Below are 13,499 nucleotides of genomic sequence, written 5' to 3'. Positions count from 1 at the left end.
CCGCATACCTCGCCCGCCTCGCATACCTCGCCCGCCCCGCCGGCCGGTCGAATTATCGGATCGTGTAATTTGTCCTTTACTCCTAAGTAGGACAGTTTTCTCCGGGCGAACAACGGATGTTGAACTCGATCACCACGCGGTACGGCCGACGGGTCGGGGCGGCCGTGCTCTTGACCCTGGCGGCGACGCTGGGCTTCGTCGCGCTCTTCGCGGCCCACGTCGCGACGACCGGCACGGCGGCGGCCGCGACCGCGTCGCTTGTCTCGGTCGGGGTCGTCGTCACGCTGAACCTCGGACTGCTCGGAATCGTACTGATCGGCAACGTCGCGGTCGAGCTCCGGCGGCTGACGGAGACGGCCGAGGCGGTCGGCCGCGGCGACTTCGACGCCCGCGCCACCTCCGACCGGGGCGACGAGATCGGGCGCCTGTTCGCCGCTTTCGACGACACCCGGCGGTCGCTCCGGGACGCGGTCGCCGAGTCCGAACGCGCCGAGGCGGAGGCGGAGGCGGCCCGCCGGGAGGCGGAGGAGATGTCGGACGAGATCTTGGCGCGCGCCGAGACGATCGGCGGCGCCATGGAACGGGCGGCCGACGGCGACCTCTCGCGGCGGCTCCCCGAGGAGAGCGAGGTCGACGCGATCGAGCGCATCACCGCCGCCTACAACGAGATGACGGGCGGGCTCTCGGAGACCGTCGACGACATCCAGTCGTTCGCGAGCGACGTGGAGTCGACCAGCGAGGAGATGGCGACGCGCGCCGACGAGGTCGCCGGGATGAACGAGGAGGTGGCCGCCGAGATGCGGGCGCTTGCCGACGAGCTGGACGAGCAGACCGATCGGCTTCGCGAGACGGCCAGGGACACCGACGACTTCTCCGCGACCGTCGAGGAGATCGCGTCGACGACCGACGAGGTGGCGGGCGACGCGACCGCCGCCGCCGAGCTCGGGACGCGGGGCGAGGAGCGCGCGACCGAGGCGGTCGAGGCGATCGTCGCGATCGGCGACCTGCTGGCGGAGCTGGACGACCTCGTGGCCGGGCTCGACGACCGGATGGACGGGGTCGCGGAGACGACCGACGTGATCTCCGACATCGCCGAGCAGACGAACATCCTCGCGCTGAACGCCTCGATCGAGGCGTCGCGGGCGGGCGAGGACGGCGACGGGTTCGCGGTCGTCGCCGACGAGGTGAAGGGGCTCGCCGAGGAGACCCGCGAGTCGACGACCGAGATCGAGGCGACCATCGGGGAGGTGACCGAGGACGTCTCCGCGGTCGCCGGCGAGATGGACCGGACGATGGGGGAGCTCGACGAGACGACCGCGGCGGTCCGCGCGGCCGGCGACGCGATCGAGGAGCTCACCGGGACCGTCGAGGACGTGGACGTGGCGATGGGCGACATCGCGCGGGCGACCGACGAGGGCGCGGAGGGGATCGAGTCCGTCGCGGCGCGCGTCGAGTCGGTCCACGCCTCGGCCACCGACGCCGCGGACCGCGCGCGGTCGCTCGCGGAGACCGCGGACGACACCGCCGAGACCGTCGGCGACCTCGCCGAGACGGCGACGGCGCTCTCGGAGCGGACCGCGTCGCTCTCCCAGCGGCTCGACCAGTTCGAGACGCGGCGGGACGCGGGCGCCGGACCGGCGGCCGAGCCGGGCGCCGCCGCCGACTCGGAGGTGACGGCCGATGATTGAGCCGTCCGCGGTTCGGTTCGCGTCCGCGGGGATCTACGCCGTCTCCGCCGTCGTCCTGCTCGCGCTCGCGCGCCGCAAACCGGCGGCGCTGCGCCGGTACTGTTACCCGTTCGTCGCGGTCGTCGCGGCCGCGGCCGTCGGCGTCGGGCTGTGGGGGGCCGGGATCGGGACGTTCTCGGTCGCGAACGGCACGCTGGAGGGCGGACAGGTGCTCACCGACTACGTGGCGTACCCGTTCCTGTTCGGGTTCGCGGCGTTCGTGGCGGGGACGAGCCGGCGGTACGTCGGCGCCGTGGTCGCCCTCATCGTCGCGATGCGGGTCGGCTACGACGTCGCCGAGGTGTTCGCGGGGCCCCTCGCGCTGGCGGGCACCGGAACCATCCTCGTCGGCTACGTCGCGCTGGTCTGGCTCTACTTCGGGCCGATCGCGGGCGCGGCGTCCCGCCAGCCGCCGGCCCGCGAGCTGTTCTACAAGAAGACCCGGAACCTCGTCCTGTTCGCCTTCGGGGTCCTCATCGCGTGGGCGATGTTCCAGATCGCCGGGCTGCTCGACGCGTTCACCGGCACGGTGACGCTGGAGTACCTCGACCTGCTCCTGCGCGTCGGCTTCGCGGGCTTCGCGTTCGCGAACGTGGAGACGCTGGCGGCGGGCGAAGAACCGGAGACGAGCGGCGGCTCGGCGCCGGGCGGCGACGCCGGGGCGGCACCGACCGACTCGGGACCGAACGCGGCGACGTCTGGCGCGGACTGACGTCCCGTCCGGCGCGGATCGGGCGGACTGACGTTCCGTCCAGCGCGGGCCGGGCGGACGGACTTATGTCGCCGCCGCCCGGATCGGATCGCATGACCGAGAACGCGGACGGGCTCGACGCCGAGCTCCGGGTGCCGTCCTGCGAGCGCTGTCCGGCGCTCGTCGAGTCGCGGAGTCAGATCGTTGACGGCGTCGGGCCGACCGACGCCGACCTCCTGTTCGTCGGCGAGGGGCCGGGCGCGAACGAGGACGAGCAAGGGGAGCCGTTCGTCGGGCGGTCCGGAGACGTGCTCGACGAGGCGCTGCGGGACGCCGGCCTCGCGCGGGCGGACGTCCGGATCACCAACTGCGTCCGGTGTCGTCCCCCGGACAACCGCGACCCGACGGCCGAGGAGCTGGCGAACTGCCGCGGCCACCTCGAAAGCGAGATCGACCGGCTCGATCCCGCGCTGATCGTGACGCTGGGGAAGGTGCCGAGCGAGCACCTGCTCGACCGGTCGGTGGCGATCACGTCGGAGTCGGGAGACGTCGTCGACGCGCGGATCGCGGGCGCGTCGCGGCGAGTCCTGCTCTCCGTCCACCCGGCGGCGACGCTGTACGACCGGAGCCAGCGCGACGGCTTCTTCGAGACGATCGCCAGGGCGGGCGAGCTGAGCGGCGCGGGCGGCGCGGACGGCGGGAGCGGCCAGTCGCGGCTCGGCGAGTACTGATTCGGCCGCGGGAGCGATTCCGGCGACAGCCGGATCGGCCGAGTTCCCAGATGCTCCGATCGGACGGAGTCGGCGGGAGAATCGGACGAATCGGCGGGATCTATATAGGAGACATAGAAAACGATTAGTCGCGCCAGTCAGACAAACGCCTGTATGTCCGACAACAGGCGGTCGGCGAACCGGCGTACGTTCATCAAGACAGCGGGCGCGGGCGGTGTCGTCGCGCTCGCCGGCTGTTCCGGCGGCGGCGGTGGCGACGGTTCCGACGGCAGCGACGGGTCCGACGGCAGCGACGGGTCCGACGGCTCCGACGGGAGCGACGGCGGGACCTCCGGCGAGACGGACGACGTGCCCTCCGCGCAGTTCATCCTGAACCCGGCCGAGGCCGACGTGGAGATCGAACAGCAGTACCAGCCGATGTTCGAGTACCTCGAGTCCGAGGTCGAGGTCGAGATCGAGTCCGACCGCGCGGCCAGCTACACCGCGACGCTCCAGGCGATGCGGAACGAGCAGGGCGAGATCGCGGACATCTCGCCGTCCGCGGTCATCGCGGGCGAGGGCATCCTCGACGTCGTCGGGGTCCGGGTCGCGTACGGCGCGGCGCGGTACTTCTCGACGACCACGACGACGCCCGACAGCGGCATCGAGTCGCTCTCCGACCTCGAAGGCGAGCTGATCTACATGGGCGACATCCTCTCCGTCTCGGGGACGCTCGTCCCCCTCACCATGCTGCAGAACGCGGGCCTCGACATCGGGAACGCCCCCGACGGCGACGCGAACGACTTCGACGCGGAGTACTCCGACCACACCACGGCGCGAGAGCAGATGGTCCAGCGCGACGACGTGATGGCGGCGACGACCGGCGCCTTCTCCTCGGCCCCGTACGTCCCGCAGGAGCAGTTCGAGGAGATGTCCCAGGACTTCGTCGACATCTCGGCGGAGTACGAGGGCGCCGGCGACGAGATCGAGTCGTCCGAGACGGAGCTCCAGCTGCTCGCGGTGTCCGACCCGATCCCGCGCGCGCCGCTGGCGACGCGGTCCAGCTGGGACGCCCCGGTCAAGGCCGACATCGAGGAGGCCATCCTGAACGTAACCGAGGACGACCTCAGTCACGGCGACGACTACGACGGCGAGCCGCTCTGGTTCACCGGCGTCCAGGAGGGTAGCATCGAGGACTACGCGCCGATCCGCGACGTGCTCGACCAGCTCGGTCTCGAGTTCGAAGACCTTTCGTAACCACCTCTCAACCTCTCTTTACACCTAATGAGTCGTATTACAGTCGACGGGGTCACGAAGCGGTTCGGCGACACCGTGGCGCTCGACGACGTCTCGTTCGAGGTCCCCCAGGGCGAGTTCGTCATCGTGCTCGGCGTCTCCGGGTCCGGGAAGTCGACGCTGCTTCGGTGTATGAACGCGCTCGAAACCCCGACTGACGGGGAGATCCGCGTCGGCGACGAGCCCGTCAACAGCCCCCGCAACGACATCGCGATGATCTTCCAGCAACACAACATCATCGACCAGATGACCGCGTACTCCAACGCGCTCACCGGGTCGCTCAACCGGAACACCTTCCTCGACTCCCTGCTCCAGCGGCAGGGCGAGGCGGACAAGCTCCAAGCGTTGGAGGCGCTCGACACCGTGGGGCTGCTCGACGAGGCCCAACAGAGCGCGAAGCGCATGTCCGGCGGGCAACAGCAGCGCGTCGGCATCGCCCGAGCGCTGGTACAGGACCCGACGATACTGCTGGCCGACGAGCCGGTCGCGAGCCTCGACCCGGGCTCCTCCCAGCAGGTCATGGGGTACCTCCGGACCGCCGCGCGCAAGCGTGACCTGACGGCCGTCATCAGCCTGCATCAGGTGAACCTCGCCCGGAAGTTCGGCGAGCGGTTCATCGGGCTCCGCGACGGGCGGAAGGTGTTCGACGGCTACCGCGACGAGTTCGACATGGACGTTATCGACGAGATCTACGGCGACATCGACACGGAAGGCATGTTCGCGCCCGACAGCGATCGGGACGGCGACGACGGGTCGATCGACGACGCGTCGTCGAAGCCGGTCTCCGGCGGGGGGATGGGACAGTGAGCTACGACGAGTCCGTCCGGGAGCGCTACGAGGCGATCGTCCTCGCTCGGCGCGTCAAGGCGCTCGTGATGGGCCTCGCGCTCGTCGTGCTCGGCGCGGTGTTCTACTACGCGCTCACCTCCGTCGGCTTCTTCGCGGCCAACATCCCCACCTACTTCCCGAACTTCCTCAACGCGCTCCGCGACTTCTTCCCGTTCCTCGCGCCGTCGTTCCCCTTCGTCGACCCGGGCGGCTTCCTCGAGTACTGGACGTTCATCAATGAGCGGAACCTCATCTGGGGCGGCATCGGAGGCGACACGCCGCTCCTCGGCGAGGCCGGTATCACGCTCGCGATGGGCTTCGCCGGCACCGTCATGGGATTCCCGTTCGCGCTGCTGTTCGGAATCTTAGGCTCCGGCCGCGTGACGCCGTTCCCGTTCAACTTCATCTTCCGCGGGCTCATGTCCTCGATCCGCGCCATCCCGGCGCTCGTGTGGGGGCTCATCTACATCCCGCTCGGCGGGATCGGTCCCGTCACCGCGACGCTCGCGATCGCGACCGACACTATCGGCAACCTCGGGCGGCTCTTCACCGACGAACTGGAGGAGATCGAGGACGGACCGATCGAGGCGATGGAGACGACCGGCGCGAACAAGCCGCAGACGATCACCTTCGGGATGCTCTCGCAGGTGACGACGCCGTTCATCGCGTGGACGCTGTACATCTTCGAGATCAACGTCCGGATCGCCGTCTCGCTCGGGATCATCGGCGGCGGCGGGCTCGGGAACGTGCTCTCCGTCCAGCAGGGGCTGTTCGCGTTCACCAACATGATGGCGACGATCCTCGTCATCCTCGTGCTGATCATCTCCGTGGAGATCTTCTCTCAGCGGATCCGCTCCGCGCTCCGCGAGGGCGACGAGGCGCAGGGCATCGTGGCGCTGCTGTTGGGCTTCCCGCAGCGGATGGCCGAGGCGGCGCTGAAGTGAGGGCGCCGCCGGACCGACCGCGGATCGACCGCGTTCGACGCTCCCTGCGCCACGCGCGTCCGCGTCGTCGCGGCATCGCCGCCGCGCGCGTCCGCGTCGTCGACGACACCGCCGCCATGCGCGCCCGCGTCGTCTGATCCCGCCCGACGCCGGGCCGCCCCGCCCCGCCGCGCCGCCGCGCGCGACTGTCACAAGGGAAACCGACTTTTCGATGCCCCTCCCAGTGAGGGTATGAGCACCTTCGAGCCGCCCGCGGAGACGCTGGCGGACGTCGTTCTGGTCGACTACGGCCTCGGGAACCTCCGGTCGGCGACCCGCGGGCTGGAGCGCGCGGGCGCGTCCGTCGAGATCACCGACGACCCCGAGGCGTTCGCGGCCGCCGACGGCGTCGTCCTCCCGGGCGTCGGCGCGTTCCGCGAGGGGATGGAGAACGCCGGCCCGCTGCGCGAGGCGCTGACGGACCACGCCGAGGCGGGCCGTCCCCTGTTCGGCATCTGTCTCGGGATGCAGATGCTCCTGACGACCAGCGAGGAGGCCGACCACGAGGGCGAGGGCGAAGTGACGGGCCTCGATCTGGTCCCCGGTACCAACGTCCGGTTCGACGTCGACCGCAAGGTCCCGCACATGGGGTGGAACGAGCTCGATGTCGAGCGCGACCACCCGCTCGTCGACGGGGTCGACGGATCGGGGTCGGAGACTCCGCAGGCAGACGGACCCACGGGTGGGTCCGTCGACGGCGAGTACGCCTACTTCGTCCACTCGTACTACGCCGAGCCCGACGACCCGGACGCGGTCGTCGCCACCGCCGACTACGGGGTCGACTTCCCCGCCGTCGTCGCCAACGAGGCGGGCAACGTGTTCGGCACGCAGTTCCACCCCGAGAAGAGCGGGGAGACGGGGCTCCGGATCCTCCGGAACTTCGTCGAGTACTGCGCGGAGCGGTAGCGTCGGCGATGGTCGACGACAGCGACTCGGTCCGGATCGGCGTCGACGTCGGCGGCACGTTCACCGACGTGGCGCTCCTCGTCGGCGACGCCCTCACGACCGCGAAGGTGCCGACGACGACGCCCCAGCACGCCGGCGTCCTCGACGGGATCCGCGAGGCCTGCGACGCGGCCGGAATCGACCCGGCGGACGTCGACGCCTTCGCGCACGCGACGACGGCCTCGGTCAACGCCCTCTTAGAGCGTGACGGCGCGCACACCGCGCTCGTGACGACCGCGGGGTTCCGCGACGTCTTGGAGATCGGCCGCCAGACCCGCCCCTCCCTCTACGACCTGCGCGCCGAGAAGACGCCCCCGCTCGTCCCTCGCCGCCGGCGGTTCGAGGTCGACGAGCGCGCGACGACGGAGGGGACCGAGCGATCCGTCGACGCCGAGGCGGTCCGCGACCTCGCCGCGGAGATCGCCGCGAGCGACGCCGAGAGCGTCGCCGTCTCGCTGCTGCACGCGTACGCGCACCCGGAGAACGAGGCCGCGGTCGCGAGCGTCCTCCGCGGGGAGCTCTCGGCCCCCGTCTCCGCCTCTCACGACGTGCTCCCCGAGTTCCGGGAGTACGAGCGCACGGCGACGACCGTCGCCGACGCCTACCTGACGCCGGAGCTCGACGACTACCTCGGCCAGGTCGTCGCGGGGGCGCGGGAGCTCGGGCTCCCGGCGCCGCGCGTCATGCGCTCGAACGGCGGGGTCGCCGACGCGGCGACGGTCCGCGAGAGCGCGGTCACCACGGTCCTCTCCGGACCGGCGGCCGGCGTCGTCGGCGCGGCCGCGGTCGCGGGCGGCGAGACGCTCGGCGGAGCGGACGGCGCCACCGGAGCCGCCCCCGCCGCCGTCACCTTCGACATGGGCGGCACGTCGAGCGACGTGAGCCTCGTGCGCGACGGTCGCGTCGAGCGAACCGCGGAGACGACGGTCGCGGACGTGCCGCTCCGCACGCCGACGGTCGACGTCGAGACGGTCGGCGCGGGCGGCGGATCGATCGCGTGGACCGACGCCGGCGGCGCGCTCCGCGTCGGGCCGGAGTCCGCGGGCGCCGAGCCCGGGCCGGCCTGCTACGGCAAGGGCGGAACGGAGCCGACGGTCACCGACGCCGACGTGCTCTTGGGCTACATCGGGCCGGACGCGGCGCTGGGCGGCGACCTCTCGCTCGACGTCGACGCCGCCCGCGAGGCGCTCTCCCGGCTCGCCGAGGCGGCCGACATCGGCGGCGACGGCGGGTCCGGGGGCGACGGCGAGACCGCGGACGCCCTCGATGCCCCCGCCGCCGCCGCCCGCGGCGTCTACCGCGTCGCCAACGCGACGATGGCGCGCGCGATCCGGTCGGTGACGGTCGAGCGCGGCCGCGACCCCCGCGACTTCGACCTCGTCGCCTTCGGCGGGGCGGGGCCGATGCACGCCGCCGCGCTCGCCGACCGGCTCGAGATGGACCGCGTGCTGGTCCCCGGTCCGGCCGGCGTGCTGTCGGCGTACGGGCTGCTCGCGGCCGACGAGACCCACGACGCGGCCCGCACGGTCCGGCTGCCGCTGGCCGACGCGACCGCCGTCGACCTCGGCGACGCCTTCGCGGCCCTGACCGACCGCGTCCTCGACGACGTCTCCGACCCCGCGGCGGCCCGCGTCGACCGCGCGGCCGACTGCCGGTACGCCGGGCAGAGCTTCGAGCTGACCGTCGACGGGGGGAGCGAGGGCGAAGCCGGAACCGCCGGCGACGCCGGGTCCGCCGTCGATCCCGACGCCCTCGCCGAGCGCTTCGCCGCGGCCCACGAGCGCGCCTACGGCTACCGGCTCGACGCCGGCGTCGAGGCCGTCACGCTCCGAGTCACGGCCACCGTCGAGGTGGCGGCGCCGACCGTCGCGAGGACGGGCGCGGCCGACGCGGAGCGCGGCTCCCGCGAGGTCGTCTTCCCCGACGAGGGGACCGTCGCGGCGACCGTGTACGACCGCGACGCGCTGGGGGCCGGGGCGACGCTCGACGGGCCGGCGGTGCTCGCGGGGACCGAGAGCACGACCGTGGTCCCGCCGGCGTGGGGCGGGCGCGTCCGCCGGGACGGGACGGTGGTGCTCGAGCGGGACGCGGCCGGGGGTGAGCGGCGATGAGCGGGGACGACGCCGACTCCACCGACGGCCGCGACACCGAGACCGACCCCGACGCCGCCCTCGACCCGGTCACCCTGGAAGTGATGCGCAATCAGCTGGAGGGCGTCGCCGAGGAGATGGGGCAGGTGCTGATCCGCGGTGCCTACTCGCCGAACATCACGGAGCGACAGGACTGCTCGACCGCCCTCTTCGACGCCGACGGCCGGATGGTCGCGCAGGCGGAGCACATCCCGGTCCACCTCGGCGCGATGCCCGAAGCCGTCGCGGCCGTGCGCGAGCGCGACCCGAGCCCCGGCGACGTGTTCGTCCTCAACGACCCGTTCACGGGCGGGACGCACCTCCCGGACGTGACGCTCGTCTCGTCGCTGGCGCTCGACGGCGACGTGGTCGGGTTCGCGGTCTCCCGCGCGCACCACGCCGACGTCGGCGGCATGGCCCCCGGGAGCATGCCGGCCGGCGCCCGCGAAATCCAGCAGGAGGGGCTCCGCATTCCCCCGCTCCGGCTCGTCGACGGCGGCGAGCGCGTCGACGACGTGCTCGACCTGATCCTCGCGAACGTCCGCACCCCGGCGGAGCGCCGCGCCGACCTCGAAGCGCAGCTCGCGGCCAACGGACGCGCCGGCGACCGGCTCGGTGAGCTCGCCGACGAGCACGGCCGCGCCCGCCTCGAGCGCGCCTTCGACGCCGTGATCGACTACTCCCGCGAACGGATGACCGCGGCGATCGCCGACCTCCCGGACGGGACCTACCGGGCCGAGGACGCGATGGAGGGCGACGGCGTCACCGACGCCGACGTCCCGATCCGGGCGGCGGTGACAGTCGACGGCGGCCGGCTCGCGATCGACTTCGCCGGCAGCGCCCCGCAGGTCGACGGGAACTGCAACGCGCCGCTGGCGGTCGCGAAGAGCGCGGTGTACTTCGTCGTGCGCTGCGTCACCGACCCGGAGATCCCGCCGAACCACGGCTGCTACGAGCCGGTGTCGGTGTCGGCGCCCGACGGATCGGTCCTGAACCCGGACCCGCCGGCGGCGGTCGTCGGCGGGAACGTCGAGACGAGCCAGCGCGTCACGGACGTCGTGCTCGCCGCCCTCGGCGAGGCGGCCCCGGAGCGGGTGACCGCGGGGAGCCAGGGGACGATGAACAACCTCACGATCGGGGCGCGCGGCGGCGCGGGCGGCGACCGCGGCGACCGCGACCGCGACGGCGCCGAGTCGTTCACCTACTACGAGACGATCGGCGGCGGCTTCGGTGCGCGCCCGGACGCCGACGGGATGGACGGCGTGCAGGTCGGGATGACGAACACGCTCAACACGCCGGTGGAGGCGCTGGAGGCGGCGTACCCGCTCCGCGTGGAGCGGTACGCCTTCCGCCCGGACAGCGGCGGCGACGGGCGCCGCCGCGGCGGGCTCGGCCTCGAACGACGGGTTCGCGTCGAGACCGCCGCGACGGTCTCGCTGTTGACGGAGCGGCGGCGCCGCGCCCCCGCGGGGATCGAGGGCGGCGAGCCGGGCGCCACCGGCGAGAACCTGATCGACGGCGACGCGGTGCCGGCGAAGGCGACCGTCGACGTGGAACCGGGGACGACGGTCACGGTCCTGACGCCGGGTGGAGGCGGGTACGGCGACCCGAGCGAGCGCGACCCGACGGCGCGGGAGCGCGACCGCGCGGACGGGAAGGTGACGGGGGAGGTCGAGCGGTCCGACGACTCCGACTGACGGCGCGCCCTACAGCTCGTCGTAGGGGCCGGGCTTCGCGGCGGTGAGTCGGTCGACCTGCTCGTCCGAGAGGTCGATGGACGCGGCCGCGAGGTTTTCGGCGAGCTGGTCGACGGTGCGGGCGCCGACGATCGGCGCGGTGACGCCGTCGCGGTGGGCGAGCCACGCGAGCGCGGTCTGGGCGGGCGAGGCGTCGACCTCGTCGGCGACCGCGTCGAGCTCGTCGTGGACGTCGAAGTTCTCCTCGGTGAGGTACGCCTCCTGGAAGCGGCTCGACTCGGCCGCCTTCGACTCCTCCGGGAGGTCCTCGTCGCGGTCGTACTTCCCGGTCAGGAACCCCTGTCCGAGCGGGCTCCACGGGGAGACGGCGAGGTCGCGCTGGCGGGCGAACTCCAGGTAGTCCCCCTCGACCTCGCGGTCGACGAGGTTGTACCGCGGCTGGAGCACGGTGAACGGCTCCCACCCCTCGCTGCGGGCGATCGCGTTGGCGTGGGCGACCTTCCAGGCGTTCGGGCGGAGCGTGGAGGCGCCGAGGTAGTGGACCTTGCCGGACTCGACGAGCCCGTTCAGCGTCTTCATCAGCTCGCGGGCCGGCGTCTCGTCGTCCCAGCGGTGGATGTAGAGGACGTCGACGTAGTCGGTGTCGAGCCGGTCGAGGAGGGCGTCGACGCGGTGGCGGACGTTCTTGCGGTTCGTGCCGCGGCTGTTCGGGTCGCCGTCGCGGATCTGCCAGTACACCTTCGAGGCGACCGTGTAGCGCTCGCGGTCGCGCTCGGCGAGCCAGTCGCCGATCCAGCGCTCGCAGTCCCCGCCGCCGTACACGTCGGCGGTGTCGATGTACCGGCCGCCGGCGGCCTCGTAGGCGTCGAGCAGCTCGTGGGCGCGCGCCTCGTCGATCTCCACGTTGCCCGCCTCGGTCACGCGGCCGAAGCGCCACGTGCCGAACTGCAGTTCGCTCGTTCGCAGCCCGGTCCGACCGAGCGGGACGGTGCCGAGGTCGATCTCGTCGAGTTCGGGCGTCATCTCTCCGAACCTTGTCCCGGTCGCCGCAAAAACCTACAGCAACCGGATGCGACGCGTGAACGCCTCTCACGCGACGACGCCGCGGTCCGTCTACGACTCGCCTTCCGAGTCGGCCGCCTCGATCACGATGGCGCGCAGGTCGTTGACGTTCGTGCCGGTCGGGCCGGTACGGAGCAGCGAGCCGGCCTCGTCGAGCAGGGGATATGCGTCGTGGCGGTCGAGGGCGTCGCGGGCGGCGTCCGGGTCCAGCGTCGTCGCGTCCGCGATCCCGCCCGCGGCGTCGGTCGGGCCGTCGATCCCGTCGGTGTCGGCGCTCGCGACGACGATCCGGGGCCCGTCGTCACCGTCGCCGTCCTCCCTCCCGTCGCCGCCGAGCGGTCCCTCGGCCAGCGCGAGGCCGGCGCTCGCCGCGAACTCCGCGTTCGGCCCGCCCGTCCCGTCGGCGTCGCCGAGCGTCACGGTCGTCTCCCCGCCCGAGAGCAACACGGTCGGCGGCTCCGCGGGCGACCCCCGCACCGCGCACTCCTCCGCGATCGCGGCGTGAGTGGTCCCGGCGCCCTTCGCCTCCCCTCGGACCCCCGCGGCGAGCACCAGCGGCTCGTACCCCCGCTCGGCGGCGGCGTCCGCGGCGTCGTCGAGCGCGGTCCGGCCGTTGCCGACGACGAACGCCTGGGCGCGGTCGAACGCCGGGTCTCCCGCGGTCGGCGTCTCCGCGAGATCGCCCGCCGCGCCCGCCTCGAGCCGCTCGCGGACGGACCCCGGAACGTCCAGGTCGTAGCGGTCCAGCACCGCCAGCGCGTCCGCGTAGGTGGAGGGGTCGGGGACCGTCGGGCCGCTGGCGATCGCGTCGAGCGGATCGCCGATCACGTCGCTTATCGCGAGGGTGACGACGGTCGCGGGCGCCGCCGACCGCGCGAGCCGGCCGCCCTTCACCGCCGAGCAGTGTTTGCGGACAGCGTTGATCTCGTCGATCGACGCGCCGCAGGCGAGCAGCCCCTCGGTCAGCTCGCGGAGGTCGTCCGGGGATATCGGGTCCGCGGGCGCCGCGAGCAGCGCGCTCCCGCCCCCGGTGATCGCGGCGAGTACGAGGTCGTCCGGGCCGGCGCGCTCGACGATGTCGAGCACGCGCCGCGCGCTCTCCACGCCGGCGTCGCTCGGGACCGGGTGGTCGCCCGGCAGGATCTCCACGCCCGCCGTCGACGGTCGCTCCGCCGGGTCCTCGGTGACGACGACGCCCTCGGCGAACTCGCGGTCGTCGCCCTCGAGCACGCCGGCGAGCGCGGCGGCGACCTCCGCGGACGCCTTTCCGGCCCCGATCAGGACCACGCGGTCGTAGTCGGCGAGGTCGTACTCGCCGGCGCCGTCGGCGCCCGCGGCCGTCGTCGAGCCCTCGATCCGGAGCGTCCCGTCGCGCACCGAGACGGCGCTCGGGATCAGTCGGTCCGGGCGCGCGGCCGCGATGCCGGCGGC

General features: G+C 73.0%; 12 protein-coding genes. 10 read left to right on the top strand and 2 right to left on the bottom strand.

What is annotated here, in order from left to right:
* Window positions 1–116 precede the first annotated feature (116 nt).
* The 10 genes from DJ73_RS15220 (at window position 117) to DJ73_RS15180 (ending at window position 11,006) form a co-directional block, all read left to right on the top strand.
* The gene (locus DJ73_RS15220; protein WP_094558376.1) at window positions 117–1,688 is read left to right on the top strand and encodes a methyl-accepting chemotaxis protein; all 1,572 of its coding nucleotides are present in this window, start codon (window positions 117–119) and stop codon (window positions 1,686–1,688) included.
* The gene (locus tag DJ73_RS15215) at window positions 1,681–2,439 is read left to right on the top strand and encodes a bacteriorhodopsin (RefSeq protein ID WP_094558375.1); all 759 of its coding nucleotides are present in this window, start codon (window positions 1,681–1,683) and stop codon (window positions 2,437–2,439) included. Before DJ73_RS15220 ends, DJ73_RS15215 begins: the two co-directional genes overlap by 8 nt.
* Window positions 2,440–2,531: 92 nt before the next feature.
* Window positions 2,532–3,149: a uracil-DNA glycosylase family protein gene (locus DJ73_RS15210; protein WP_094522158.1), complete on the top strand. Its 618-nt coding sequence runs from the start codon at window positions 2,532–2,534 to the stop codon at window positions 3,147–3,149.
* Between the two features lie 153 nt (window positions 3,150–3,302).
* A complete protein-coding gene (locus tag DJ73_RS15205) occupies window positions 3,303–4,385 on the top strand; it encodes a PhnD/SsuA/transferrin family substrate-binding protein (RefSeq protein ID WP_094558374.1) in 1,083 nt (360 codons plus the stop codon).
* Window positions 4,386–4,412: 27 nt separating this feature from the next.
* Window positions 4,413–5,231 (top strand): phosphonate ABC transporter ATP-binding protein, encoded by an 819-nt coding sequence (locus DJ73_RS15200; protein WP_094522156.1) that lies wholly within the window; start codon window positions 4,413–4,415, stop codon window positions 5,229–5,231.
* Complete coding sequence (gene phnE / locus DJ73_RS15195) at window positions 5,228–6,196, top strand: phosphonate ABC transporter, permease protein PhnE (protein WP_094522155.1); 969 nt, start codon at window positions 5,228–5,230, stop codon at window positions 6,194–6,196. Before DJ73_RS15200 ends, phnE begins: the two co-directional genes overlap by 4 nt.
* On the top strand, window positions 6,193–6,333 hold the full coding sequence (locus tag DJ73_RS20455) for a hypothetical protein (RefSeq protein ID WP_170938312.1): 141 nt from the start codon (window positions 6,193–6,195) through the stop codon (window positions 6,331–6,333). The genes phnE and DJ73_RS20455 overlap by 4 nt, the downstream gene beginning before the upstream one ends.
* 94 nt (window positions 6,334–6,427) lie before the next feature.
* Window positions 6,428–7,141, top strand: coding sequence for an imidazole glycerol phosphate synthase subunit HisH (gene hisH, locus DJ73_RS15190; RefSeq protein WP_094522153.1), 714 nt, complete (start codon window positions 6,428–6,430; stop codon window positions 7,139–7,141).
* Between the two features lie 8 nt (window positions 7,142–7,149).
* Window positions 7,150–9,291 (top strand): hydantoinase/oxoprolinase family protein, encoded by a 2,142-nt coding sequence (locus DJ73_RS15185; RefSeq protein ID WP_094558373.1) that lies wholly within the window; start codon window positions 7,150–7,152, stop codon window positions 9,289–9,291.
* A complete protein-coding gene (locus tag DJ73_RS15180; RefSeq protein ID WP_094558372.1) occupies window positions 9,288–11,006 on the top strand; it encodes a hydantoinase B/oxoprolinase family protein in 1,719 nt (572 codons plus the stop codon). The genes DJ73_RS15185 and DJ73_RS15180 overlap by 4 nt, the downstream gene beginning before the upstream one ends.
* Before the next feature lie 9 nt (window positions 11,007–11,015).
* Here DJ73_RS15180 and DJ73_RS15175 read toward each other — a convergent pair whose 3' ends face one another.
* Both DJ73_RS15175 and DJ73_RS15170 read right to left on the bottom strand, forming a co-directional pair.
* Window positions 11,016–12,029, bottom strand: a complete 1,014-nt coding sequence (locus DJ73_RS15175; protein ID WP_094558371.1) for an aldo/keto reductase — start codon at window positions 12,027–12,029, stop codon at window positions 11,016–11,018.
* Window positions 12,030–12,119: 90 nt separating this feature from the next.
* A partial coding sequence (locus tag DJ73_RS15170) for a glycerate kinase (protein ID WP_141212971.1) occupies window positions 12,120–13,499 on the bottom strand: 1,380 nt, incomplete at its 5' end.

Origin of the sequence: Halorubrum sp. Ea1, assembly GCF_002252965.1 — an archaeon.
Taxonomy (GTDB): Archaea; Halobacteriota; Halobacteria; order Halobacteriales; family Haloferacaceae; genus Halorubrum.
This window is presented reverse-complemented; position numbering and strand designations above follow the sequence as displayed.

Coding starts and splice junctions, on each gene's coding strand:
- DJ73_RS15200 (WP_094522156.1), top strand. CDS start 4,413: ATGAGTCGTATTACAGTCGACGGGGTCACGAAGCGGTTCGGCGACACC.
- DJ73_RS15185 (WP_094558373.1), top strand. CDS start 7,150: ATGGTCGACGACAGCGACTCGGTCCGGATCGGCGTCGACGTCGGCGGC.
- DJ73_RS15210 (WP_094522158.1), top strand. CDS start 2,532: ATGACCGAGAACGCGGACGGGCTCGACGCCGAGCTCCGGGTGCCGTCC.
- hisH (WP_094522153.1), top strand. CDS start 6,428: ATGAGCACCTTCGAGCCGCCCGCGGAGACGCTGGCGGACGTCGTTCTG.
- DJ73_RS15180 (WP_094558372.1), top strand. CDS start 9,288: ATGAGCGGGGACGACGCCGACTCCACCGACGGCCGCGACACCGAGACC.
- DJ73_RS15205 (WP_094558374.1), top strand. CDS start 3,303: ATGTCCGACAACAGGCGGTCGGCGAACCGGCGTACGTTCATCAAGACA.
- DJ73_RS15215 (WP_094558375.1), top strand. CDS start 1,681: ATGATTGAGCCGTCCGCGGTTCGGTTCGCGTCCGCGGGGATCTACGCC.
- DJ73_RS15220 (WP_094558376.1), top strand. CDS start 117: ATGTTGAACTCGATCACCACGCGGTACGGCCGACGGGTCGGGGCGGCC.
- DJ73_RS15175 (WP_094558371.1), bottom strand. CDS start 12,029: ATGACGCCCGAACTCGACGAGATCGACCTCGGCACCGTCCCGCTCGGT.